The sequence below is a fragment of the Roseomonas sp. AR75 genome (assembly GCF_005222815.1).
Taxonomy (GTDB): domain Bacteria; phylum Pseudomonadota; class Alphaproteobacteria; order Acetobacterales; family Acetobacteraceae; genus Falsiroseomonas.
The window spans coordinates 543,766-567,210 of the sequence record NZ_STGB01000001.1 but is presented as its reverse complement, the minus strand read 5'-3'; the positions used below and the strand labels follow the sequence as shown (position 1 = coordinate 567,210).

20 protein-coding genes are annotated in these 23,445 nt (G+C 71.0%); 12 read left to right on the top strand and 8 right to left on the bottom strand.

What is annotated here, in order from left to right:
- The first annotated feature begins 8 nt into the window (after positions 1-8).
- The 4 genes from topA to rpmG all read left to right on the top strand — a co-directional run bounded on the left by topA (position 9) and on the right by rpmG (position 7,030).
- Positions 9-2,750 carry a type I DNA topoisomerase gene (gene topA, locus E4T13_RS02595; RefSeq protein WP_137176673.1) on the top strand — a complete coding sequence of 914 codons (2,742 nt, stop codon included), beginning with the start codon at positions 9-11 and terminating at the stop codon, positions 2,748-2,750.
- Positions 2,751-2,814: 64 nt separating this feature from the next.
- Complete coding sequence (gene rnr, locus E4T13_RS02590; protein ID WP_408906384.1) at positions 2,815-5,091, top strand: ribonuclease R; 2,277 nt, start codon at positions 2,815-2,817, stop codon at positions 5,089-5,091.
- Between the two features lie 92 nt (positions 5,092-5,183).
- Positions 5,184-6,596 carry a S41 family peptidase gene (locus E4T13_RS30965; RefSeq protein WP_137176671.1) on the top strand — a complete coding sequence of 471 codons (1,413 nt, stop codon included), beginning with the start codon at positions 5,184-5,186 and terminating at the stop codon, positions 6,594-6,596.
- A gap of 266 nt (positions 6,597-6,862) precedes the next feature.
- On the top strand, positions 6,863-7,030 hold the full coding sequence (rpmG, locus tag E4T13_RS02580; RefSeq protein WP_137176670.1) for a 50S ribosomal protein L33: 168 nt from the start codon (positions 6,863-6,865) through the stop codon (positions 7,028-7,030).
- Positions 7,031-7,125: 95 nt separating this feature from the next.
- Here rpmG and E4T13_RS02575 read toward each other — a convergent pair whose 3' ends face one another.
- Positions 7,126-8,538, bottom strand: coding sequence for a PleD family two-component system response regulator (locus E4T13_RS02575; protein WP_137176669.1), 1,413 nt, complete (start codon positions 8,536-8,538; stop codon positions 7,126-7,128).
- Between the two features lie 152 nt (positions 8,539-8,690).
- On the opposite strand from E4T13_RS02575, the gene E4T13_RS02570 reads away from it, so the two are divergent.
- Positions 8,691-9,326, top strand: coding sequence for a class I SAM-dependent methyltransferase (locus E4T13_RS02570; RefSeq protein ID WP_137176668.1), 636 nt, complete (start codon positions 8,691-8,693; stop codon positions 9,324-9,326).
- Between the two features lie 415 nt (positions 9,327-9,741).
- Here the strand turns inward: E4T13_RS02570 and E4T13_RS02565 are convergent, their stop codons facing one another.
- Both E4T13_RS02565 and E4T13_RS02560 read right to left on the bottom strand, forming a co-directional pair.
- Positions 9,742-10,386: a VOC family protein gene (locus E4T13_RS02565; RefSeq protein WP_137176667.1), complete on the bottom strand. Its 645-nt coding sequence runs from the start codon at positions 10,384-10,386 to the stop codon at positions 9,742-9,744.
- Positions 10,387-10,390: 4 nt separating this feature from the next.
- Complete coding sequence (locus tag E4T13_RS02560; RefSeq protein WP_137176666.1) at positions 10,391-11,089, bottom strand: glutathione binding-like protein; 699 nt, start codon at positions 11,087-11,089, stop codon at positions 10,391-10,393.
- Positions 11,090-11,205: 116 nt separating this feature from the next.
- Between E4T13_RS02560 and E4T13_RS02555 the strand changes: the two genes are divergently transcribed.
- From E4T13_RS02555 to E4T13_RS02540, 4 genes are all read left to right on the top strand, one after another.
- The gene (locus E4T13_RS02555) at positions 11,206-11,430 is read left to right on the top strand and encodes a DUF2892 domain-containing protein (protein WP_137176665.1); all 225 of its coding nucleotides are present in this window, start codon (positions 11,206-11,208) and stop codon (positions 11,428-11,430) included.
- 2 nt (positions 11,431-11,432) lie between these two features.
- On the top strand, positions 11,433-12,251 hold the full coding sequence (locus E4T13_RS02550) for a metallophosphoesterase (RefSeq protein WP_170984760.1): 819 nt from the start codon (positions 11,433-11,435) through the stop codon (positions 12,249-12,251).
- A gap of 135 nt (positions 12,252-12,386) precedes the next feature.
- On the top strand, positions 12,387-13,904 hold the full coding sequence (locus E4T13_RS02545; RefSeq protein WP_137176663.1) for an acyl--CoA ligase: 1,518 nt from the start codon (positions 12,387-12,389) through the stop codon (positions 13,902-13,904).
- Positions 13,901-14,878 (top strand): 2-dehydropantoate 2-reductase, encoded by a 978-nt coding sequence (locus E4T13_RS02540; RefSeq protein WP_137176662.1) that lies wholly within the window; start codon positions 13,901-13,903, stop codon positions 14,876-14,878. The genes E4T13_RS02545 and E4T13_RS02540 overlap by 4 nt, the downstream gene beginning before the upstream one ends.
- Before the next feature lie 27 nt (positions 14,879-14,905).
- Here the strand turns inward: E4T13_RS02540 and E4T13_RS02535 are convergent, their stop codons facing one another.
- The 4 genes from E4T13_RS02535 to E4T13_RS02520 form a co-directional block, all read right to left on the bottom strand.
- Positions 14,906-15,235, bottom strand: a complete 330-nt coding sequence (locus E4T13_RS02535) for a helix-turn-helix transcriptional regulator (RefSeq protein ID WP_137176661.1) — start codon at positions 15,233-15,235, stop codon at positions 14,906-14,908.
- Positions 15,222-15,665, bottom strand: coding sequence for an SRPBCC family protein (locus tag E4T13_RS02530; RefSeq protein WP_137176660.1), 444 nt, complete (start codon positions 15,663-15,665; stop codon positions 15,222-15,224). The genes E4T13_RS02535 and E4T13_RS02530 overlap by 14 nt, the downstream gene beginning before the upstream one ends.
- Before the next feature lie 71 nt (positions 15,666-15,736).
- Complete coding sequence (locus E4T13_RS02525) at positions 15,737-16,582, bottom strand: alpha/beta fold hydrolase (RefSeq protein ID WP_137176659.1); 846 nt, start codon at positions 16,580-16,582, stop codon at positions 15,737-15,739.
- Positions 16,583-16,607: 25 nt separating this feature from the next.
- Positions 16,608-17,816, bottom strand: a complete 1,209-nt coding sequence (locus E4T13_RS02520; protein ID WP_137176658.1) for a CaiB/BaiF CoA-transferase family protein — start codon at positions 17,814-17,816, stop codon at positions 16,608-16,610.
- Positions 17,817-17,924: 108 nt separating this feature from the next.
- On the opposite strand from E4T13_RS02520, the gene E4T13_RS02515 reads away from it, so the two are divergent.
- The 3 genes from E4T13_RS02515 (at position 17,925) to E4T13_RS02505 (ending at position 22,824) form a co-directional block, all read left to right on the top strand.
- The gene (locus tag E4T13_RS02515; protein WP_137176657.1) at positions 17,925-19,436 is read left to right on the top strand and encodes an aldehyde dehydrogenase family protein; all 1,512 of its coding nucleotides are present in this window, start codon (positions 17,925-17,927) and stop codon (positions 19,434-19,436) included.
- A 199-nt stretch (positions 19,437-19,635) separates the two neighbouring features.
- Positions 19,636-21,978, top strand: coding sequence for a penicillin acylase family protein (locus E4T13_RS02510; protein WP_137176656.1), 2,343 nt, complete (start codon positions 19,636-19,638; stop codon positions 21,976-21,978).
- A 60-nt stretch (positions 21,979-22,038) separates the two neighbouring features.
- A complete protein-coding gene (locus E4T13_RS02505) occupies positions 22,039-22,824 on the top strand; it encodes an arginyltransferase (RefSeq protein ID WP_137176655.1) in 786 nt (261 codons plus the stop codon).
- A gap of 12 nt (positions 22,825-22,836) precedes the next feature.
- Here the strand turns inward: E4T13_RS02505 and E4T13_RS02500 are convergent, their stop codons facing one another.
- The gene (locus E4T13_RS02500) at positions 22,837-23,088 is read right to left on the bottom strand and encodes a hypothetical protein (protein WP_137176654.1); all 252 of its coding nucleotides are present in this window, start codon (positions 23,086-23,088) and stop codon (positions 22,837-22,839) included.
- Between the last annotated feature and the right edge of the window lie 357 nt (positions 23,089-23,445).

Here is a 23,445-nt window from a genome sequence, read left to right as displayed (position 1 = left end):
CCGCAAGCATGACCGACGTCGTCGTGGTCGAGAGCCCGGCCAAGGCCAAGACCATCAACAAGTATCTCGGCCGCGATTTCCGCGTGCTCGCGTCCTTCGGCCATGTCCGGGACCTCCCCCCCAAGGACGGCTCCGTCCGGCCGGAGGAGGATTTCGCCATGGACTGGGAGGCCGATGACCGCGGCGAGCGCCAGGTGCGGGAGATCGCGCAGGCGCTGAAGGGCGCGCGCCGCCTGTTCCTGGCGACCGACCCGGATCGCGAGGGCGAGGCGATCTCCTGGCATGTGAAGGACATGCTCGCCCGGCGCGGTGCGCTGAAGGGCGTCGAGGTCAACCGCATCACCTTCAACGAGATCACCAAACGCGCCATCCAGACCGCGCTCGCCGCGCCGCGCGACCTGGATACGCCGCTGATCGAGGCCTATCTGGCGCGCCGCGCGCTGGACTACCTGGTGGGCTTCAACCTCTCGCCGGTGCTGTGGCGGAAGCTGCCGGGCTCGAAATCCGCGGGCCGGGTGCAGTCCGTCGCGCTGCGCCTGATCTGCGAGCGCGAGGCCGACATCGAGGCATTCCGGGCGCGCGAATACTGGACCGTGGAAGCGCGCTTCCAGACCCCGGCCGGTGCCTTGTTCACGGCCCGCCTGACGCATCACGACGGCAAGAAGCTCGAGCAGTTCGACCTGCCGAACGAGGCGGCCGCGCTGGCCGCGAAGCGCGCGGTGGAAGCCGGGCGCTTCAGCGTCACCAGCGTCGAGAAGAAGCGCGTCCGGCGGAATCCGCCGCCGCCCTTCACCACCTCGACGCTGCAGATGGAAGCGTCGCGCAAGCTCGGCATCGGCGCGCAGCAGACCATGCGGCTGGCGCAGCAGCTTTACGAAGGCGTGGACATCGCCGGCGAGACGGTCGGCCTGATCACCTATATGCGGACGGACGGCGTGCAGATGGCGCGGGAGGCGATCTTCGCCATCCGCGACCACGTCAAGGAACAGTTCGGCGCGGACTACGTGCCGGGCGCGCCGCGCGAATACCAGTCCAAGGCGAAGAACGCGCAGGAAGCGCATGAGGCGATCCGGCCCACGGATGTCAGCCGCACGCCGGAGCAGGTGGCGCCCTTCCTCGATGAGCGCCAGCGCAAGCTTTATGAACTCGTCTGGAAGCGTGCCGTGGCGTCCCAGATGCAGTCGGCCGAGCTGGACCAGACCACCGTCGAGATCGCCGACGAGACGGGGAAGACGCGGCTTCGCGCCACCGGGTCGGTCGTCGCCTTCGACGGCTTCCTGCGGCTCTATCGCGAGGACGAGGACGACCGCGCCGCGGACGCGCGCGCCGGCATCGTCACGGCCGCCGCGTCCGAGGACGACGACGAAAAAACCCTGCCGCCGATGCGGGAGAAGGACCCGCTGAAGACAGGCGCCGTCGCCGCCACGCAGCACTTCACCCAGCCGCCGCCGCGCTATTCGGAGGCGACGCTGGTGAAGAAGCTGGAGGAGCTCGGCATCGGGCGCCCCTCCACCTATGCCTCGATCCTGCAGGTGCTGCAGGACCGGCAATATGTGCGGCTGGAGAAGCGGCGCTTCCTGCCGGAGGATCGCGGCCGGCTGGTCACCGCCTTCCTCGAATCCTTCTTCGAGAAATACGTGGATTACGGCTTCACGGCGGGCCTTGAAGAGAAGCTGGACGACATCTCCGGCGGCCGCGCCGACTGGCGCGCGGTGATGCGCGCCTTCTGGGAGGATTTTTCGGCCGCCATCGCGGCGACCACGGAGCTCAAGATCAGCGACGTCATCGACGCGCTGGACGAGGAGCTGGGCCGGCATTTCTTCCCGCAGAAGGCGGACGGCTCGGATGGCCGCGTCTGTCCGGCCTGCGCGAACGGGCGCCTCGGCCTGCGGCTTGGGCGGCAGGGCGCCTTCATCGGCTGCTCGAACTATCCGGAGTGCCGCTACACGCGGCCGCTGGCCGTGCCGGGCGCGGAGGCGGATGGCGCCGCCGGGCTGAACGAGGGGCAGCGCGAGATGGGCGTGGATCCCGTCACGGGCCAGCCGGTGACGCTGCGGCGCGGTCCGTACGGGCTCTATGTGCAGCTCGGCGAGGAGACGGAACAGGACGGCAAGAAGGTGAAGCCGCGCCGCGCCAGCCTGACGCGCGACATGAACCCGGACACGCTGGACCTGGATGCGGCGCTCGGCCTGCTCTCCCTGCCGCGCGTGGTGGGGCGCGACCCGGAGACGGGCGAGGAGATCACCGCGGGTATCGGGCGCTTCGGCCCCTACGTGCGGCTCGGCAACGTGTATCAGTCGCTGGAGCCGGGGGACGAGGTGCTGACGCTCGGCATGAATAGGGCCATGGAGCTTCTCGCCAAGGCGCGCGCCAAGGTGCGGCTGGTGGGCCAGCACCCGAAGGACGGGCAGCCGGTGGAGATCCGCAAGGGCCGCTTCGGCCCCTATGCCCTGCACAGCGGCATGGTCGCCAACCTGCCGCGCGGGATGGAGATGGAGGCCGCGACGCTGGACGAGGTGGTCGCGCTGCTCGCCGAGAAGGGCAAGGCACTGCCGCCGCGCGGGGCCAAGGGTGCCAAGGGCAAGGCGAAGCCGGCTTCGCGAAAGGCTGCGGCGCCGGGGGGCGAGGCGAAGCCGAAGGCGGCGCCGAAGCGCGCCGCGGCGAAGCCCGCCGCGAAGAAGGCGCCGGCGCGCAAGCCGGCCACGGCGAAGAAGCCGGCCGCGAAGACCGCGGCGCGCAAGGCGAAATAAGGTGCCGCGCCGCGGGCCGCCGAAGAAGGGGCATGCCGCGCGGAAGCGGGTTGCGCGACCCTCGGTGAGCGGGGCTCCTCCACCCAACCCTCCCCCGCAAAAGCGAGGGAGGGCCAAAGCTCCCTCTCCCGCTCTTGCGGGGGAGGGTCGGGGTGGGGGAAATCGCCTCCCCAGCCGCGAGGAACTGCGCGCCTTCCTGCGCGACGCGCCGGGCCGCGTCGGCAAGACGGAGATCGCCCGCCATTTCGGCCTGACCACCGAGCAGCGCCCTGCCCTGCGCGAGCTTCTGCGGTCCTTGAAGGACAGTGGCGAGGCCGCCCCCGCCGGCCGCCGCGGCTTCGCCGCGCCGGACCGGCTGCCCGACATGACCGTGGTGGAGGTGGTCGGCACCGATGCCGATGGCGACGCCATCGCGCGCCCGGTGCAGTGGGACAAGGCGAACGGACCGCCGCCAGCCATCTTCATGCGCCGCGAAGCGCGCGGCCAGCCGGCGCTCGCGCCGGGCGAACGCGTGCTGGCGCGCCTGAAATTCCTGGGCGGCACGAAATACGAAGGCCGCACCTTCAAGCGCCTGGCCGGCAGCGGCGCCCCCGCCCGCATCCTCGGCGTCTTCGAGGAAGGCCGCATCATCCCGACGGACCGCCGCCAGCGCGCCGACTGGATGGTCTCGCCCGCCGATGCGAACGGCGCCGCGGCCGGCGACATCGTGCTGGCCGAGCCCCTGCCCCAGCACCGCGCCTTCGGCCCCCGCCCCGCCCGCATCGTCGAGGTGCTGGGCCGCATGGGCGAGCCGCGCAGTGTTTCCCTCGTCTGCATCCACGCGCATGGCATCCCAGACATCTTCCCGGCCGAGGCGGTGCAGGAAGCGGAGCGCGCGAAGGGCGTGACGGTGCGCGGGCGCGAGGATCTGCGCGGCATCCCGCTGGTCACGATCGACGGCGAGGATGCGCGCGACTTCGACGACGCCGTCTTCGCCGAGCCCGAGGGGGACGGCTGGCGCATCCTCGTGGCGATCGCCGATGTCGCCCACTATGTAAAGCCGGGCTCCGCGCTCGACCGGGAGGCCTGGGCGCGCGGCAACAGCGTGTATTTCCCGGACCGCGTCGTGCCGATGCTGCCCGAGGCGCTGTCCAACGGCTGGTGCAGCCTGCGCCCGGACGAGAATCGCGGCTGCCTCTTCGTCGAGATGCGCTTCGACAAGGCCGGCACCAAGACCGGCCACCGCTTCGGCCGCGGCCTGATGCGCAGCGCCGCCCGCCTGACCTACGAACAGGTGCAGGCGCACCAGGATGCCGGCAGCGACCCCGAAGGGCTGGAGCCCGGCCACGTCCAACGGCTTTACGGCGCCTTCAGGGCGCTGCTGTCGGAGCGCGAGCGGCGCGGCACGCTGGATCTCGACGTGCCGGAACGCCGCGTCCTGCTGGACGAGAAGGGCAATGTCCAGGCCGTGGTGCCGCGCTCGCGCCTCGACAGCCACCGGCTGATCGAGGAGTTCATGGTCGCGGCGAATGTCTGCGCCGCCGAGGAGCTGGAGCGACTCCGGCAACCCTGCATGTACCGCATCCACGACCGCCCCTCGGACGAGAAGCTGGAAGGGCTTCGCCAGTTCCTGCAGGGCATCGGCATCAAGCTCGCGCCGCGCGACCGCATCCACCCCCGCGACTTCTCCCAGGTGCTGGAGATCGTGAAGGATCGGCCGGAGGCGCGGCTGGTGAACGAGGCGGTGCTGCGCGGCCAGTCCCAGGCGGCCTACAGCCCCGACAATATCGGCCATTTCGGCCTGGCGCTGGCGCGCTACGCGCATTTCACCAGCCCGATCCGGCGCTACGCCGACCTGCTGGTGCATCGCGCGCTGGTCTCCGGCCTGAAGCTCGGCCGCGACGGGCTGCCCGAGGAGGACGCCGCGCGCTTCCCCGACACCGGCGAGCACATCACCCAGACCGAGCGCCGGGCCGCGATGGCGGAACGCGACGCGGTGGACCGCTACCTCGCCGCCTGGATGTCGGACCGCGTTGGCGACATGTTCGATGCGCGAATCAGCGGGGTGACTCGATTCGGTCTCTTCGTGACTGTAGAGGCGAACGGCGCGAGCGGAATCGTCCCGCTGGCGTCCTTGCCGGATGACCGATGGCAGCTGGATGGTGCCGGGCACGCGATGACCGGCCAGAGAACGCGCCTCACCTACAGCCTCGGCCAGGCGGTGGAGGTGCAACTCGTCTCCGCAACGCCGCGCACCGGCGGCATGGTGTTCCGGCTGATGCAGGGCGACGGGCGCGGCGGCCGAGGGCGCAAGCTGCCGCCTTCGCCGGGCCGGCGCTCCGGGCCTTCGCGGCGGCGCTGAGCCTCTGGCTGCTGGCCGCGCCGCTTGCGCTGGCCAGCGCGGAGACGCCGGACTTCCCCCGCGCCGTAGCGCAACGCGTCATCGGCGATGCCATGCGGCTGGTCCTGGAGCGCCACCTGGAAGCTGCGGCGCCGGCCGACCTGGCCTTGTGGTCGCTGCGCGGCCTTGGCGTGCTGGACACGCGCTTCGACGTGACGCTGAAGGATGGCGCCCTGCGCTTGACGCTGGAAGATCGACCACTGGCAAGCGTCCCGGTCGCGACCCTCGTCGCCGCGACGACGCCAGAGGCCGCGGGAGCCGCGCTGGGTGCGATGCTCGCCGGCGTCTACGAAACCGCCTGGCGCGTCTCGCCAGTCCTGCGGCGGGCAGGGTCGGACCGGGTTATCGCCTCCGGCTTCGACGAGGTGTTCAATCACCTGGACCCCTACAGCCGCTATGTGACGGCGGCCGAGGCGCGGATCTCGCGGGAGCGGCGCATCGGCCAGTCTGGGCTCGGACTGCGCATTGCGGTGCGCGGGAACGCCCTGGTGGTCGTGGAGGTGACGGAGGGCGGGCCAGCGGCCGACGAAGGCGTGCGGGTCGGCGACCGGTTGCTGGCCGTGGATGGCAAGCGGCTCAGCGCGCGGGAGCCGGACCGCGCCGCCGCCATGCTCGAGGGGCCGGAGGGCAGCACCGTCACCCTGACGCTGCGGCGTGGCCGCCGCCAGCGCGATGTGTCGCTGCTGCGTGAGCTGGTGGTGCCGGAGACGGTGACCTGGGAGCGGCGCGACGGAATCCTCTGGATCCAGGTCGCCGGCTTCTCCGTGCTGACGGAGCAGCGCATCGCGGCCGCGCTCTCGGAAGGCTTCGATGGTGGCGCGCCGCGGGGCGTGGTCCTGGACCTGCGCGGCAACCGGGGCGGCCTGCTGACCCAGGCGGTTGCTGTCGCGGACGCGTTCCTCGCCGATGGCGAGGTGGCGCGCACGGAGGGGCGGCATCCGGATGCCGGCCGGCGCTATGTCGCCGGCGGCGAGGACCTTGCCCGAGGCCGGCCGGTGGTGGTGCTCGTGGATGGTCGCACCGCCTCGGCAGCCGAGATCGTCGCGATGGCGCTCGCAGTCCGCCATCGTGCCGTCGTGGTCGGCAGCGCCACCACGGGGAAGGGCCTGATCCAGCTCGTCGCGCCGCTGGCGAACGGGGCGGATCTGCTGATCACCTGGTCCCAGGTGGTGTCGCCTCTGGGCTGGCCGATCCAGGGCCTGGGCGTGCTGCCGGAACTCTGCACCAGCCTGGGCCCGGAGGCGCTGACCGAGGGCCTGGCGGAGCTGGCGGCCGGGCGGGCGCCGATGGCGGCGGCCCTGGCAAGGCAGCGCGCCGCGCGCCCGCCGGTGCTGCCTTCGGAGGTTGCGGCACTGCGCAGCGCCTGCCCACCGGCGGAGGGGCGCCCGGCCGACCTGCGCGCGGCACGGGCGCTGATCGACAATCCCAGGGCATATGAGACGGCCCTGCGTTCCCTGCCGCGCTGAGCGGCGTCAGGATGACCCCGGCGGCTGGCGCGCCACGATAGCCAAGGCAACGGTCCCGGTCCGGACGACATGACAACCCCCCAGGGGCAGCGAGCCGACGATGACGGCATGCCCCGGGGCGCGGCCTCTGCGGGGCCATGCGCTTCGTGTGTGCCCCGCCGCCCCTTTCACCTTGACCTGCGGCCGCGCCCGGCTATCTTCCGCCACATTGCCGGGCCACCATCGGTGTGCGCGGTTCTCGTCTTTTTGCCGCTGGAACCCTGACCATGGCCAAGGCCAACACCGTCCTGATCAAGCTCGTGAGCAGCGCCGATACCGGCTATTTCTACGTCACGAAGAAGAACACCCGCACCGCGACCGGCAAGCTCGAGCTGAAGAAGTACGACCCGGTGGCGCGCAAGCACGTCGCCTTCCGCGAAGCCAAGATCAAGTGATCCCGGCGGGCCAGCGGCCCGCCTGCCCGCACTGATCGGAAAGCCCGGCCATTGGCCGGGCTTTTGGTGTTTATCCGACGGCTCCGCGCTGCGGGTCAGATGCCGAGGCGCGGTCGCCGGGCACCGGCTGCGCCGGATGCGCAGGATTCGTGCGGCCAATCGCCCCGCGCCGCCACTTGCACGCGGTTTCGGCCGGTGTTCTTCGCCCGGTAGAGCGCCGCATCGGCCGCGCCGACGACCTCGTCGCAGCCCGCTCCGGGCTCCCCCGCCGCGACCCCGACGCTGGTCGTCACGTTGAGGCTGATGCCTTCCACCTCGATCGGGGAGGAGGCGATGGCGCTGCGCAGGCGTTCCGCCACCAGCAGCGCATCCTCCTCGGTGGCACCGGACATGACCACCATGAATTCCTCGCCGCCATAGCGCGCCACGACGTCGGCGGCGCGCAGGTAGCCGCGCATGCGCTCGGCGACCTCGCGCAGCACGACATCGCCCGTGGCATGGCCATGCGCGTCGTTGACCTGCTTGAAATGATCGACGTCCAGAAGCAGCACCGCCGCGCCGGTGCCGCGCAGCACGGCGTCCAGGTGGCGGCGGACGTAGCGGCGGTTGCGCAGGCCGGTCAGCGGATCGGTCACCGCCATCTCCAGCGAGCGGTCGAGCTCGGCGCGCAGCTTCTCCTGGTAGCGCTTGCGGCGGATCTGGTTGCGCACGCGCGCGCGCAGCTCGTTGCTGTCCACCGGGCGCAGCACGTGGTCGTTGGCGCCGAGGTCGAACCCGCGCAGCACCAGGCCTTTCTGGGACGGGTCTGCCACCAGCACGACCGGCACGTCGCGCGTCAGCGTCTCCGCCCGCAGGCGGGACGCAAAGCGCAGCGCATCGCCGCCATCCGAGGACAGGCTGATCAGCACCACATCCGGCAGCTTCCTCAGCATCGCGTCCCAGGCTGCGGCCGCATCGGAACACACCCCGGCCTCGATGCCGTCGAGGCGCAGCATGTCGCCCAGCATCTCCGCCTCCGCGCTGTCGCCCAGCACGAGAAGGGCGCGCGCCCCCGCGACGGCATCGGGCGGGCCGGGCGTCGGCTCGAAACCCAGGTCGCGGGCGGTTTCGGCGCGCAGGCGCCAAGCGTCCAGGACCTGCTTCATGCGCAGCAGCGCACGCAGACGCGCGAAGAGCGTTGCATCATCCACCGGCTTGGAAAGGAAGTCGTCCGCCCCGGCTTCGAGGCCGCGCACGCGCTCGGCCTGGTCGGTGAGCGCGGTGACCATCACGACGGGGATATGCGCGGTGGCGGGCTGGGCCTTCAGGCGGCGGCAGACCTCGTAGCCGTCCATGCCGGGCATCATGACGTCCAGCAGCACGACGTCGGGCAGCGAGCGCTGCACCATCGCCAGCGCCTCCTGGCCGGAACTGGCGACCGCCACTTCGTAGTACTCGTTCACCAGCTTGGCTTCGAGCAACCGCAGGTTGGCGACGATGTCGTCGACGACGAGGACGCGCGCGGTCATCGGTGGCCTCGCGCGGGCGTGCGCATCCGCCGGCGAACGTCAGGGGCCGTCAGCGACTTGTCACGGCATTGACGCCGATGCGTGCGCGCAGCCGGGCTCCCCGCCCGGTAGCCGTGCCGCGCCCGTGTCACGCTGCTGTCGAGGAGAGTCGCATGTCGGACATCGCTGCCGATGGCCAACGCCCCGCCCCCGTATCCCGCTCCACGCAGCCCGGCCGGTCGCATGGGCAGGTGAAGAACACGGCGCTTTTCCTGCGCCGCTGGCTCGCCAACCCGCTGCAGATGGGGTCGGTCATCCCCTCCTCCCCCGCGCTCTGCCGCCGCATCGCCGCGCTGGTCGAGCGGGCGGAGGACGAGGTGGTGGTGGAGCTGGGCGCCGGCACCGGGGTGATCAGCCGTGCCTTGCTGGACTCCGGCGTCCCGCCGGACCGCCTGGTGGTGGTGGAGATCGTGCCGGACATGGCGGACCATCTCCGCGGCGTCCTGCCGGGTGTGAAGGTGATCCAGGGCGATGCCTTCGAACTGGCCCGCGCCCTGCCGGAGAGCCTGCATGGCAAGGTGGGCGCGGCGATCTGCGGCATTCCGCTGGTCATGCTGCCGCTGGAGCAGCAGCGTCGCTTCGTCGATGCGGTCGAAGCCGTCGCGCCCGGCAAGGGGTTCCTGCTCTACACCTACTGCATCACCTCGCCGCTGCCCTACCGCAAGCTGGGGTTGAGCGCGAAGCGCGAGGCCTGGACCCCGCTGAACCTTCCGCCCGCCAGCGTGTGGCGGTACCAGCCGATCCGGTGACGCGGCGAGCCGCAGTGGCATCCTTGTCCTTCCACATCCGCCGCGCGGAGCAATGCAAACCTATCATTGCGGAGCCCCCGGGGCCATGCCTCGGGTGACCGCGCACGCCGCACAAATCGCCGCCGAAAACCCAGGCAGCGCGGTCTGCAGCACCAAAGATTACACACCTCCGGACACCGCCACGCCCCGGTGCGGGGCGCCGCACAATGAGCGGCTTCCCGACCCGGGGCGCGGTGTGCAAAAGCCCTGGAATCTCAAAGCGCTCGGCTCTGCGCGCCCGGTCGCGTGCAAGGCTGACCGTATGTAAATCGCAATGAATGCAGCGCCTGTCGCAACAGCGAGCGTTGCACTAAAAATTACACGCCGTTCTCGGGAAGAAAGTAGTTCTCCGTCAGGCGATCAGGCGATCAGGCGATCAGGCGCTGGCCAGGACCGCCTCGCCGCCATCGGCCCGAGTAAAGCGGGCGACGAGGCGCGCATGCGGGCTCCGGCGCAGGCGGATCGCCTCCTCCAGGCCACGTCCCGCCAGTGCGATGCGGACGGCATCCACTTCCGGATGCTCGGCTTCCAGCGCAACCAGGCGCACGCCGGAATCGGCAAGGCGCGGCGCGGCGCCCTTCCCGTCGTCCCACTGGATCAGCGAGGGGATCAGGTTGCTCATGTCCTGGTTCTGCGGCGGCATGGCCATCCGCCAGGAGAGCTTGCCGCGTTTCATGGTGCGGATCTCGCCGGCATGATGCACGCCGAGCCGGGTGACGACCGCATCCAGCACCGGCGTACGTGCCACCCAGGCGATCAGCCGCGGCTCGGCTTCCAGCATCAGCTTCACCCCGGGGCTGTCGAGGTCGAAGGGGCGCGGGTGCGGCGGTTCCGGCTGCTCGGGATCGGGCGCGATGACTTCGAGATAGCAGGACTTGCCGAGGCCGAGCAGAAGGTTGTGGGTGCCCACCCCCTCATGCGTGCCCCCGGGCCCCGGCTTCACGCCGAGATGCTGCTCGATATAGGCGGCGCCTTCCGCGAGGGTGCGGGCGCCCACGACGATGTGGTCGATCTCGGCCATGGTCTCAGCGTGCCTGGAATTGCGTGTTGCCGAACAGGTTCTCCCGCTCGGCGTCCGTGATGGTGCCCTTGCGCTGGCGCTCGGCCAGAACCTCGACGCCGCGCTGCACCGCCGGGCGGGCGGCGATGGCGTCGTGCCAGCGCTTCACATTGGGATAGTCGGCGAGGTCGATGGCGCGGCGTTCCGGCAGGCGGATCCAGGGGAAGGTCGCGATGTCGGCGATCGAGTATTCGCCGCCTGCCAACCATTCCGCCTCGCTCAGACGCTTGTCGAGCACGCGGTGCAGGCGCTGCACCTCCTTGGCGTAGCGCTCCATCGCGTAGGGCAGCTTCACCGGGGCGTACATGTTGAAGTGGCCGTACTGGCCGAACATCGGCCCTACGCCGCCCATCTGGAACATCAGCCACTGCAGGCAGGTGTAGCGCGCGGCCGGGTCCTTCGGGATGAGGGCCCCGGCCTTCTCCGCGAGATAGATCAGGATGGCGCCGGATTCGAACAGGCTCAGCGGCTTGCCGCCCGGGCCGTCGGGATCGACGATGGCGGGGATGCGGTGGTTCGGCGTGATCGCCAGGAACTCGGACCGGAACTGCTCGCCGGCGCCGATGTGCACCGGCACCACCGTGTAGGGCAGGCCGAGCTCCTCCAGCGCGATGTGCACCTTGTGTCCGTTCGGCGTGGGCCAGGTCCAGACCTCGATCGCCATGGGGATCTCCTCCGTTCCGACCGAGCATGGCCCCTGCGCCGAGGGGGGTCCAGCCCGCCTGCGCTGGACGGGTGCCGGCGGCCAGTGTCTCATCCGCCGCCGAAGGGGGGCCACGCATGGGCCGCAATGTCGGGACGCTGGACCGGACACTGAGGATCGGGGTCGGCACGGCGGGGGTGATCATGTGGATCTTCGGCCCGCTCGGCTGGTGGGGGATCCTGGGCTTCCTGCCGCTGGTGACCGGCATCACCGGCGTCTGCCCGGTCTATCCCCTGCTCGGCATCAACACCGCCGGCGCCCCGCCGGACCAGACCCCCGGCGGCACGCCGGATCGGAGCTAGGCGTGATCACCATCCTGCAGGTCTCGGACGCGCATCTCTCGCCGGAGAGCCCGCTGTTCCGCGCGAACTTCGAGCGCGTCGCCCGCGCGGCCGGCGAACTGGCGCCCGATGTCACGGTCGCGACGGGCGATCTCTCGCTGGATGGTGCGGACCGGGACGACCACCTGGCCTTCGCCGCGGCAACGCATCGCACCCTGCCTGGCCGCCTGTTGGCGGTGCCGGGCAACCACGACACCGGCAGCGAGCAGCGCCTGGCGACGAAGCAGCCGGTGGACGACACGCGGCTGGCGCGCTGGCGGCGACATCTCGGCGAGGATCGCCACCTGCTGGACCTGCCGGGCTGGCGCATCATCGGGCTCAATTCCGAATTGATGGGCAGCGGCCACGCGCAGGAAGCCGCGCAGGCCGGCTTCATTGCCGAGGCCGCAGCGGGCGCCGGCGAACGCCGGATCGCGGTGTTCCTGCACCGCCCGCCCTTCCTGCACGTGCCGGAGGAGCCGGAGTGGAACCCCTGGTCGGTGCCGCAGGAGGCCCGCGCGGCGCTGGCGCCGCTGCTGACCCATCCGGGGCTGCGCCTCGTTGCCTCCGGCCATATCCACCTGCATCACGAGGCGCAGCGCGGCCGGGTCGCGCATGTCTGGGCGCCCGCCCTCTCCTTCTACTGCCACCCGCGCGACCAGGCGGGCATGGCGGGCGGCCGCGGGCCGGGCGCGCTGCTGCACCGGCTCCGCGAGGACCATGTCGAGACCGTCACGCTCGCTCCGCCCGGCATGGAGCCGGTGCTGATCGACACGGTGCGCGCCCAGACCTATCCGGGCTGAGAGCCCCCTTGAGAACACCGGACGGGTCGGCTCCGCGGGTCTTTTCCGCCGGCATCCTCAAGCGGTCTCTGACCCGCCGCCCTTCCAGCCCCGCGGCGCCGCCGATATAGACCGGCGCAGATCCGGAGACGTCGCATGACCGATTTTCGCACCGTCGCCCAACTGCTCGAGCGCGGAGAGGCCGCGCGGCCGGCGCTGCGCGCCACCGAAGGCCGGCCGCACCTGACCTATGGCGCGCTGCGGGAACTGGCACGCAAGACCGTGGCGGCGCTGAACGGTATCGGCATCGGGCGCGGCGACCGGGTGGCCATCGTGCTGCCGAACGGGCCGGAGATGGCCGCCGCCTTCGTGGCCATCGCCTGCGGCGCCACCACGGCGCCGCTCAACCCGTCCTATCGCGAGGACGAGTTTGCCTTCTACATCGATGACCTGAAGGCCAAGGCGCTGGTCGTGCTGAAAGGCGCCGAGACGCCGGCGCGTGCGGCGGCCGGGAAGCTCGGCGTGCCGGTCGTGGAGGTGATCCCCGGCGCGGCCGCCGGCGACTTCGCGCTCGACGGCGGGACGCCGGGCGTGGCGGCGAAGCCAGGCATGGCGGAGGAGGACGACGTCGCGCTGGTGCTGCACACCTCCGGCACCACCGCGCGCCCGAAAATCGTGCCGCTGAGCCACGGCAATGTCTGCGCCTCGGCCCGCCACATCGGTGCCTCGCTGGCGCTGACCGAGGGCGATGTCTGCCTGAACGTGATGCCGCTGTTCCACATCCACGGGCTGATCGCGGCGGTGCTGTCCTCACTCGGCGCCGGCGGTGCGGTGGTCTGCACGCCCGGCTTCGATGCGCTGCGCTTCTTCCGCTGGATGGACGAGGAGAAGCCGACCTGGTTCACCGCCGTGCCCACCATGCACCAGGCGATCCTGTCGCGCGCCGAGCGCAACCGCGAGATCATCGAGCGCGTGAAGCTGCGCTTCATCCGCTCCTCCTCCGCCTCGCTGCCCGGGCCGGTGATGGAAGCGATGGAGAAGACCTTCGGCGCGCCGCTGGTGGAGAGCTACGGCATGACCGAGGCGAGCCACCAGATGTGCTCCAACCCTCTGGAAGGCCCGCGCAAGCCCGGCAAGGTCGGCCGCGCCGCCGGGCCCGAAGTCGCGATCATGGACGACCACGGAAAGATACTGCCGCAGGGCGGGATTGGCGAGGTGGTGATCCGCGGCCCGAACGTGACCAAGGGCTACGAGGCCAACCCGGAGGCCAACGCCAAGGCCTTCACCGATGGCTGGTTCCGCACCGGCGACCAGGGAATGTTCGACGAGGACGGCTTCCTCATGCTGACCGGCCGGCTCAAGGAGCTCATCAACCGCGGCGGCGAGAAGGTGTCGCCGCTGGAAGTGGATGGCGTCCTCTCCGCGCATCCCGCCGTCGCGCAGGTGCTGTGCTTCGCCATCCCGCACGCCAAGCTCGGCGAGGAAGTCGGCGCCGCGGTGGTGCTGCGCGAAGGGCTGGACTGCACCGAACGCGAGCTGCGCGACTTCTGCGCGAAGCAGCTCGCCGACTTCAAGGTGCCGCGCAAGGTGGTGTTCGTGGCGGAGATCCCGAAGGGCGCGACCGGCAAGCTGATGCGCATCGGCCTGGCCGAGAAGCTGGGGATCACGTCGTGAGGATCTGCGTCTTCGGCGCCGGCGCGATCGGCGGGTTGATGGCGGCGAAGCTCGCCGCAAAAGGCGACGTCGAGGTCACCGTCGTCGCCCGCGGCCCGCATCTGGAAGCGATGCAGGCGCAGGGGCTGACGCTGCGCAGCGAAGGCAACGAGATCACCGTGCCGGTCCGCGCGGTCGCCTCCGCGAAGGAGGCGGGGCCGCAGGACTATGTGGTCGTGACTCTCAAGGCGCATTCGCTCCCCGGCGCCGCGGAGCAGATGCAGCCGCTGCTCGGGCCGGAGACCGCCATCGTCTCCGCCGTCAACGGCATCCCCTGGTGGTACTTCTTTTCGTTCGGTGGCGCCCACGAGGGCCGGCTGGTCGAGAGCGTGGACCCCGGCGGCATCGTGACCCGCCTGCTGCCGCCGAGCCGCGCCATCGGCTGCATCGTCTATCCCGCCGCGGAGGTCTCCGAGCCCGGCGTGATCGAGCACACCTATGGCGACCGCTTCACCCTTGGCGAGCCTTCCGGCGAGCGCACGCCACGCATCCAGGCGCTGTCCGAGGCGCTGATCGCCGCCGGCTTCAAGGCGCCGATACGGCCGAAGATCCGCGATGAGATCTGGGTGAAGCTGTGGGGCAACATGGCCTTCAACCCGATCTCCGCGCTGACCACCGCGACGCTCGACGTGGTGATCGGCGATGCCGGCCAGCGCGGCGTCGCGCGCGCGATGATGCTGGAAGGCCAGGAGGTGGCGCAGAAGCTCGGCGTCCGCTTCGCCATCGACGTGGACAAGCGCATTGCCGGCGCGGCGGAGGTCGGCGCGCACAAGACCTCCATGCTGCAGGACCTGGAGCGCGGCCGCCCGATGGAGATCGACGCGCTGCTGGGCAGCGTGGTGGAGCTGGCGGAGCTGGTGGAGGTGCCGGTGCCGACCTGCCGCACGGTCCTCGCGCTGGTGCGCGCCCGGGCCCGCGCCGCGGGCTGCTACTGAGGCGCCAAGGGCCGTCGCGCGCGGCGCTCAGCCTTCCAGGTGGCGCTGCAACCTGCCGAGCGCGTTGTCCCACTGGTCCGCGACCTGGCGGAGGAACTCGCCCGTCTCGGCCAGCGGCGCAGGCTCCGCCGCGAAGCGGGATTCGCGCCCGCTGCGGATGCTGCTCACCAGCCCCGCGCGCTGCAGCACCTGCAGGTGCTTCGTCACGCCCTGGCGCGTCAGCCCGGTATCGGCGGCAAGCGCCACGATCGGCTGCGCCCCGCCGGAGACAAGCGCAAGCAGCAGCGCCAGGCGCGTACGGTCGCCCAATGCGGCGAGGATGACGGCGCGCCGGCCCAGCGCATCAGCGTTCGACATGAGCGCGGATGTTCCCGAGCTGGATCTCCCAGCCTTGCTCGTTGCCACGGATGATGCCGGCGCGGCGGCTGGCCGGCAGCGCCGCGAAGCCTGTTTCCAGCACCGTCAGGCGGGTGCCGTCGCGCGCCGGCTCCAGCGTGATCTCCACCTGCGTGGTCGGGGCCCGCGATGCGTCCTCCGTCGCCGTCTCGACATGCGACCAGACGAAGACCAGCCGATGCGGCGGCTCGATCGCCACGGTGCGTGACCACCAGGGCCAGCCGGCATGGCTCTCGATCACCATCCGCCCCGTCGTCTCCTGGCCGACCACGAAGGGGCGGTCGAGGGACACGCCGAACCACAGGCCGAACTCACCAGGGTCGATCAATGCGCGCCAGACGCGGGCCATGGGCGCCTTGAGCACGATGCTACGGGTGATGCTGTCGGTCATGGGCAACCTCCTGGTTGCCCATCATTGCCAGATCCCGCGTGATCAGGCAACCATTCGGTTGCCTGTCCTGGCTACGGGCGATCGAGGAAGGCGGCGATCCTGCCGATCTGCCCGGCCTCCATCAGCGCCGGCGCATGGCCGATGCCGGGCAGGGACAGGAGGTCCACGCCCGGCCGCGTGGCCATGTCGGCCGCCGTCTCCTCGTCCAGGATGTCGCTCTCCGCGCCGCGGATCACCAGGACCGGCAGCTTCACCAGCGACCAGATTGCGGCGAGGTCCACCGGCCCGGTCGGGGCGTTGCGGAAGGGCACGGCGATATCCGGGTCGTAGTGGGTGGTCACGCCGCCATCCGGCAGGCTTCGCGCGCTGTGCTCGGCCAGGTGGCGCCACTCGTCGTCGGCCAGCGGCCCGAAGGGCGCGTGGACCTTGCGCAGATGCGCCTCCAGCGCGCCGACATCCGGGAAGACCAGCCGCGTGCCGACATAGGCCGCAATCCGCTCCGCCGCGGTGGCCGGCACGCGGCTGCCGATGTCGTTCAGCACCAGCCGCCGCAGCGGCGTGTTGCGACCGGCCGCGACCATCATGCCGCAGATGCCACCCAGCGAGGTGCCCACCCAGTCCACCGGACCCTCGAGCCGCGCGATCAGATGCGCCAGCGCCACGACATAGGAGGGCGGCGTGTACAGCAGCGGATCGGGCAGCCAGTCCGACGCGCCGCGGCCCGGCAGGTCCGGGCAGAACACCCGGCGCCCGCTCGCGGCCAGCGCCTGCGCCAGCGCATCGAAGTCGCGGCCGTTGCGGGTCAGGCCATGCACGCAGACCACGGGCGCGCCATCCGCCGGCCCCCATTCGGTCCAGGCCAGGTGGTGGAAGCCGCCGGCGAGCAGGTAGCGCAGGCGCTGGTGGCGCGGGGTCATGCGGCTCCTCCGGCGGTCCGGCGTGTCAGACGACGCCCTTCTCCTTCAGCGCCGCCACCTCGGCCGTGGTCATGCCCAGCAGGCCGGAGAGCACTTCCTCGGAATGCTCGCCGAGCAGCGGCGGCGGGATGCGGTAGTCGGCCGGCGTGCCGGAGAGGCGCACGGGGTTGGCGATCACCTTCACCGTCTCGCCCGAGGCATGCTGCAGCGGCACGACGCAGCCGCGCGCCTGCACATGCGGGTCGGCGAAGACGTCGGAGAGCTTGTTGATCGGGCCGCAGCCGATCTTCCGCTCCTCCAGCGCCGCGACCCAATCCGCCGTGGTCCTGGATTGCATCACCGGCGTCAGCGCCTCGGTCACGGCGTCACGGTTCGCGACCCGGTTCGCATTGGTCTTGAAGCGCTCGTCGGCCAGCAGGTGCTCGCAGCCGAAGGACTGGCAGAAGCGCTCGAAGGTCGGGTCGTTGCCGACGCTCAGCACGATGTGCCCGTCCTTCGTCGGGAAGACCTGGTAGGGCGCGATGTTGGGGTGCTGGTTGCCAAGGCGCGGCGGGTTCTCGCCGGTCGCCAGGTAGTTCATGCCCTGGTTCGCCAACCAGGCGACCGAGGTGTCGAGCATGCCGATGTCGATCTGCTGGCCCTGCCCGGTACGCTCCCGGTGGCGCAGCGCGGCGAGGATGCCGATGCAGCCATAAAGGCCGGCGAACAGGTCCGCCACGGGCACGCCGACCTTCTGAGGCAGGCCGTCGGGCTCGCCGGTCAGGCTCATCACGCCGCCCATGCCCTGGATCAGCGCATCGTAGCCGGGGCGCGGCGCATAGGGGCCGGTCTGGCCGAAGCCGGTGATGGAACAGTAGATCAGCCCCGGGTACTTCGCCTTGAGCTGCTCGAAGCCGAGGCCGTATTTCGCCAGCGCACCGACCTTGAAATTCTCCACCAGGATGTCGCAGGTCTCGAGCAGCCTGTGCACGATCTCCTGCCCCTCAGGCGCGGCGATGTCGAGGGTCAGCGACTTCTTGTTGCGGTTCACGCCCAGGAAGTAGGCGCTCTCCTTCGTGTTCGGCCAGGTCGGCGGGGCGAAGCCGCGGGTGTCGTCGCCGGCGCCGGGGCGCTCGATCTTGATCACCTCGGCGCCGAGGTCGCCCAGCATCTGGGTGCAGGTCGGCCCCGCCAGCACGCGGGTCAGGTCCAGGACCCTCAGGCCCTTCAAGGGGCCGCTCGGCGCCTTCTCCATATGCTCTCTGGTCCTCTCCGGTCCGCGTCCAGCCACCATTGCCGTGGGGGGTCTGGCGCAGCATTGTCGCGGCCCCCTATTAGGTCCCGATCCAGCGGGAGGAAACCCATGCTCGACCGCCCCCATCCGACGCCCGAGGCCCCGACCAACGACTGCTTTGCGCTCGCCAAGGCCTTGTCGGGGAATCACTTCATTGCGGGGCGCTACGTGCCGGCCCGGTCCGGCAAGAGCTTCGCCGTGGTGAACCCGGCGAATGGCGAGGAGATCGCCCGCGCCGCGGAGGGCGATGCCGCCGATGTGGATGCCGCCGTGCAGGCCGCCGCAACCGCCCAGAAGGAGTGGGCCAAGGTGCCCGCGCGCAAGCGCGGCGCGCTGGTGCATGCCTGCTCCGCCGCGTTGAAGGCGCATGTCGAGGAGCTCGGCCGGCTGATCGCGCTGGAGACGGGCAAGGCGCTGCGCACGGAATCGCGGGTGGAGGCGAATGTCGTCGCCGACGTCTTCGAGTTCTTCGGCGGCCTGGGCTCCGAGCTGAAGGGCGAATCGGTACCCTTTGCGCCGAATGTCCTTTCCGTGACGGTGCGCGAGCCGCTCGGCGTGGTCGGCGCGATCATCCCGTGGAACGTGCCGATGCTGCTGATGGCGCTGAAGGTCGCGCCCGCGCTGGTGGCCGGCAACACGGTGGTCGTGAAGAGCGCCGAGGAAGCCCCGCTCGCCGTGCTGCGCATCTGCGAGATTCTCAATCGTGTGCTGCCGCCCGGGGTCTTCAACATGGTCAGCGGGTTCGGGCCGGAATGCGGCGCGCCGCTGGTCTCCCATCCGCTGGTGAAGAAGGTGACCTTCACCGGCTCCGTCGAGACAGGGAAGATCGTCTACAAGGCCGCGGCGGAGAAGCTGATCCCGGTGACGCTGGAACTCGGCGGCAAGTCGCCGATGATCGTCTTCGCCGATTGCGACTTCGACAAGACCGTCTCCGGCGCGCTCACCTCCATGCGCTTCACCCGCCAGGGGCAGAGCTGCACGGCGGCCAGCCGCATCTATGTGGAGCGTCCGATCTTTGACCGCTTCGTGACGGCCATGAAGACGGCCGTGGACAACATGGTCATGGGCGACCCGCTGGACGAGAAGACCGACATCGGCACCATCATCAGCGACGGCCAGTTCGAGAAGGTGCAGGGCTACATCGCGGAAGGCACGAAGACGCCGGGCGCGACCGCGCATGTCTGCTCCGCCATGCCGAAGGACCCGGCGCTGAAGAAGGGCCTGTTCATCCAGCCCGTGATCTTCACCGGCCTCGACAGTTCCAGCCGCCTGGTGCGGGAAGAGATCTTCGGCCCCGTCACCGTGATCCAGCCCTTCGACGACCCGGAGACCGTGCTGGCGGAGGCTAATGACAGCGACTACGGGCTGGCGGCGTCGCTCTGGACCAACAACCTCAAGGTCGGGCTCGACCTCGCGCATCGGTTGGAGGCCGGGCTGGTCCAGATCAACCAGAACCTCGTCGTGCAGGCCAATCTGAGCTATGGCGGCGTGAAGCAGTCGGGCCTCGGCAAGGAGGCCTCGCTCGAGGCCATGCTCGAGCACTTCACGCACAAGAAGACCATCATGGTGAACATGGCCTAGCCGGGCCGGGGGGAAGTTCGGCGCGGAGGCAGGCGGCGGGACAATGGCTTCCGAAACGGGCGAGACATCCGGCTCCGCGGAACCGGGCGAAGGCACGCGCCGGCGTCGCCGCCGGCGAAGCTCGCGCCACGGCGTACATGGCGAGCATCAGCAGTCGCCGCGACGCAGCCGATCGCGGCGCAACCGCCATGTCTCCGTCATGCGACCGGTGCTGCTCTTTGCCGCGCGCGTGGTCGGCTTCCTCGCGGTCCTCGGCATGCTCGGCGGGTTCTTCGCCCTGTCGCTGGTCTACATCTCCCTGCCCGACGCGTCGGAGGAGGTGAAGCTCCAGGGTCTCTCCGCCCCCGTCACCGTCACGCTCGACGGCAACGGCATCCCCCGCATCACGGCCCGGACCGAGCGCGACGCGGCGATGACGCTGGGCTGGCTGCATGCGCGGGATCGGATGTTCCAGATGGAGGCGATGCGGCGCGGTGGCGAGGGCCGACTGGCCGAGATCGCCGGCGAGGGCGCACTGCGCCTCGACCGCTTCACCCGCACGCTCGGCCTCGCGGAACGTGCGCGCGGCGACCTGGAAACCCTTTCGCCCGAGACGCGCGACCTGCTGCAGGCCTATGCCGATGGCGTGAATGCGCGGATTGCCGAGCGCGGCATGATGACCGCGCCGGAATTCCTGGTGCTCGGCGAGCCGGAGCCCTGGAAGCCGGAGCATTCACTGCTCTGGGGCCGGGTCATGGGCGTATGGCTCTCCGGCGCTTGGCGGCGCGACCTGGAGCGGGCGCGCATCGCGCGCACGCTCGACGAGGAGCGCCTGCCGCTGCTCTGGCCTGAGGATGGCAGTGCGGGCCGGCCGGATCTCGCGGCCGCGCCGCCATCGCCGGCGCTGCGTCGCATCCTGGCGCAGGTGCCGGTCTTCGGCGTGGACGCGCCCCTGCCGGACAGCGCCTCGAACGCCTGGGCGGTGGCCAGCGGCCGCTCGGCCTCCGGCGCGCCGCTGCTCGCGAGCGACCCGCATCTCGGCTACCAGGCGCCGATCCTGTGGTACCTGGCCCGGATCGAATTGCCGGATGGCCGCTTCCGCGCCGGCGCCACCGCGCCCGGCGTGCCCGCCGTCGTGATCGGCCGCAACGAGCGGCTCGCATGGGGCTTCACCACGACCCATTCCGACACCCAGGACGTGTTCGTCGAGCGGGTCGTGGACGACGACAGCTACGAGACGCCGGAAGGACCGCGCCCCTTCATGGTGCGGGAGGAATTCATCGCCGTGCGCGGCCGCCACGACAGTGAGCGCCTGGTGGTGCGAGAGACGCGGCACGGCCCCGTGATCAGCGACGTGGACCCCCAAGCCGGGCTGCCGCACGACATGGTGCTGTCTGTGGCGATGGCGAATCTCGCCCCGGGCGAGACCAGCGCGGATGCGCTGATGGCACTGAACCGCGCGACCAGCCTGGCCGAGGCGCGGCAGGCGGCGGCGCGCATGTCGAGCCCGCCACAGAATCTGATGGTGGCCGATGCGTCCGGCGCGATCGCGCAGTATCTCGTCGGCCGAACGCCGATCCGGCGCAGCGGCGACGGCACGCTGCCGGTGCCGGGCTGGGATGGCGAGGGCGACTGGACAGGCTTCGTCCCCTTCGACGCCATGCCGCATGTCGAGAACCCGGAGACCGGCGTGCTGGCCGCGGCGAACAGCCGCCCGGCGCCGAAGGATCATCCGGTCTTCCTCGGCCGCGACTGGTTCGGGGACTGGCGCCTGCGCCGCATCCGCGAACTGCTCGCTGCCCGGCCGAAGCATGACGCGCAGGGCTTCGCGGCGATGCAGAACGACGTCGTCTCGCTCTTCGCACGGGATGTGCTGCCGACGCTCCTCGCCGTGCGCCCGAACAGCGCCTCGGCACGCGCGCATGCCCTCCTGCGCGACTGGGACGGCACCATGGGCGCGGACATGCCGCAGCCGCTGATCTTCCATGCCTGGCTGCGCGCCTTGCGCAGGCTGGCGCTGGAGCGCGGCGGCGCGGCCACCGCCGATGACCTGGCCGGCGCGGAATTCCTTGCCTTCCTGCTCGACGTCGATGGGCGCGGGCGCGGCTGGTGCGGGCTGGATGCATGTCTGTCCATCCTGACGCGGTCGCTGGACGAGGCGGTGAGCGCGCTGGAGACGCGCTACGGCAGCGACCCGGCAGCCTGGCGCTGGGGCACCGCGCATCCCGCCCGGTTCGAGCATCCGCTGCTGCGCCATGTGCCCGTGCTCGGCGGCATAGTGGGACTCGAGGCGCCGGTCGGCGGCGATGGCGAGACGCTCGGGCGTGGCGGCTTCCGCGGCACCGGCGACAAGCCCTACGCCAGCCTGCATGGCGCCGGGCTGCGCGCGGTGTTCGACCTGAGCGACCCCGACGGCGTGCTGGTGATGATCGCGACAGGCCAGTCCGGGCATCCGCTCTCGGACCATTGGGGCGACCTGCTGGAACGTTGGCGGGATGGCGACGTTCTGCGCCTGGGTCGGACGCCGCAGCGCGAGACGGGTCGCATCAGCCTCACACCCTGAGGATGGCGCCGCGGGGTGGTTGATTCGCCGCTTCACTGCGCCGACACTGCACGGAGACAGATGCTCCACCGCACCGCCCGCCGCCCGCAATTCTTCTACACCACGGCGCCCCTCCCCTGCCCGTATCTGCCCGGCAGGACGGAGCGGAAGATCGTGACCGAGCTGGCCGGCGCCGATGCGGAAGCGACGCATGACCGGCTGTCCCGCGCCGGCTTCCGCCGCAGCCACAACATCGCCTACAGCCCGGTGTGCCCGGGCTGCCGCGCCTGCATCCCCATCCGCATCGTCGCCGGGCAGTTCCAGCCCGACCGCACGCAGCGCCGGGTGATCCGCGCCAATGCCGATGTCAGCGCCTTCGAGATGCCGGCCCGCGCCTCGGCCGAGCAGTTCGGCCTGTTCCAGCGCTACCAGGCGGCACGGCACGGCGATGGCGACATGGCCGCGATGGGCTTCTACGACTACCGCGCCATGGTGGAGGACACGCCGATCACCAGCGGCGTCGTCGAGTTCCGCGACCGCGCCGGGCGCCTGCTCGGCGCCTGCCTGACCGACTGGCTCTCGGACGGGCTCTCGGCGGTCTATTCCTTCTACGAGCCGGGCGAGGACCGCCGCAGCCTCGGCACCTATGCGATCCTGTGGCTCGTCGGCCGGGCGCGGGCGGTGTCGCTGCCCTATGTCTATCTGGGCTACTGGGTCCCGGAGAGCAGGAAGATGAGCTACAAGGCCCGCTTCCGGCCGAGCGAGGCGCTCTCGGGCGGCATCTGGCGCGTGCTGCCGGAGCATGCCGGGGAGGCCCCGGCGGCGGAGCCGGCGGAAGGCCACGCCAAGGTCAGCGTCACCGGCTGATCCCGCCTGAGCCTATGCGTCGCGCGGTGAAGCCGGTCGCTCCGCCGGCATGGGGAGCGGCAACGTCAGCCGCTCCGCGATGACGGCATCCGCGGCGCGCGTGATGCGTGCGCTCAGCATCGCATCGGGTGCGCCCCGTGCAGGACCGAAGATCGCAACGAGCAGCGCGAGCGTTTCGTCACGCGCGCGGTCGCGCGCCGGCCCTGCTTCGGGCAGGGACTGCGCGAGGGAATCGAGCAGGTCGCGCATCAGGGGTCCGGTCACCAAACGAGCCTCCTCCGCCGCTTGAAGGCGGTAAACCAGGCTGGCAGCCGCTTTCCCCAAGCAGGGAGGAAGCCACGGACGCGTCGCCGGAGCAAGGGCCCGCAGCGGCAGGAACGCCCGCAGCCGTCGCATCGCCGAACACAAGGGCTTGTTGCAGGGTGTGCCGGCGCCGGTGCATGCAAGCTTGAAGATGCGGGAGGCTGCTCGTCCATGCTGGCTGGCACATGCTGTTCGATGCGCAACCGCTCGCTGTGCCGGCGGATCACGGCGGCGCTGGCCGGGCTGTGCATGCTTGCCGCGTGCGGGCCCGAGGTCGCGCCTTCCGGTCCACCTGTCACCACGCCGGCGATCATCGGG

Coding starts and splice junctions, on each gene's coding strand:
- E4T13_RS02575 (WP_137176669.1), bottom strand. CDS start 8,538: ATGACCGCGCGCGTCCTCGTCGTCGACGACATCGTCGCCAACCTGCGG.
- E4T13_RS02515 (WP_137176657.1), top strand. CDS start 17,925: ATGCTCGACCGCCCCCATCCGACGCCCGAGGCCCCGACCAACGACTGC.
- topA (WP_137176673.1), top strand. CDS start 9: ATGACCGACGTCGTCGTGGTCGAGAGCCCGGCCAAGGCCAAGACCATC.
- E4T13_RS02520 (WP_137176658.1), bottom strand. CDS start 17,816: ATGGAGAAGGCGCCGAGCGGCCCCTTGAAGGGCCTGAGGGTCCTGGAC.
- E4T13_RS02545 (WP_137176663.1), top strand. CDS start 12,387: ATGACCGATTTTCGCACCGTCGCCCAACTGCTCGAGCGCGGAGAGGCC.
- E4T13_RS02560 (WP_137176666.1), bottom strand. CDS start 11,089: ATGGCGATCGAGGTCTGGACCTGGCCCACGCCGAACGGACACAAGGTG.
- E4T13_RS02555 (WP_137176665.1), top strand. CDS start 11,206: ATGGGCCGCAATGTCGGGACGCTGGACCGGACACTGAGGATCGGGGTC.
- E4T13_RS02565 (WP_137176667.1), bottom strand. CDS start 10,386: ATGGCCGAGATCGACCACATCGTCGTGGGCGCCCGCACCCTCGCGGAA.
- E4T13_RS02505 (WP_137176655.1), top strand. CDS start 22,039: ATGCTCCACCGCACCGCCCGCCGCCCGCAATTCTTCTACACCACGGCG.
- E4T13_RS30965 (WP_137176671.1), top strand. CDS start 5,184: ATGCGGCTGGTCCTGGAGCGCCACCTGGAAGCTGCGGCGCCGGCCGAC.
- E4T13_RS02570 (WP_137176668.1), top strand. CDS start 8,691: ATGTCGGACATCGCTGCCGATGGCCAACGCCCCGCCCCCGTATCCCGC.
- E4T13_RS02530 (WP_137176660.1), bottom strand. CDS start 15,665: ATGACCGACAGCATCACCCGTAGCATCGTGCTCAAGGCGCCCATGGCC.
- E4T13_RS02535 (WP_137176661.1), bottom strand. CDS start 15,235: ATGTCGAACGCTGATGCGCTGGGCCGGCGCGCCGTCATCCTCGCCGCA.
- rpmG (WP_137176670.1), top strand. CDS start 6,863: ATGGCCAAGGCCAACACCGTCCTGATCAAGCTCGTGAGCAGCGCCGAT.
- E4T13_RS02525 (WP_137176659.1), bottom strand. CDS start 16,582: ATGACCCCGCGCCACCAGCGCCTGCGCTACCTGCTCGCCGGCGGCTTC.
- E4T13_RS02510 (WP_137176656.1), top strand. CDS start 19,636: ATGCGACCGGTGCTGCTCTTTGCCGCGCGCGTGGTCGGCTTCCTCGCG.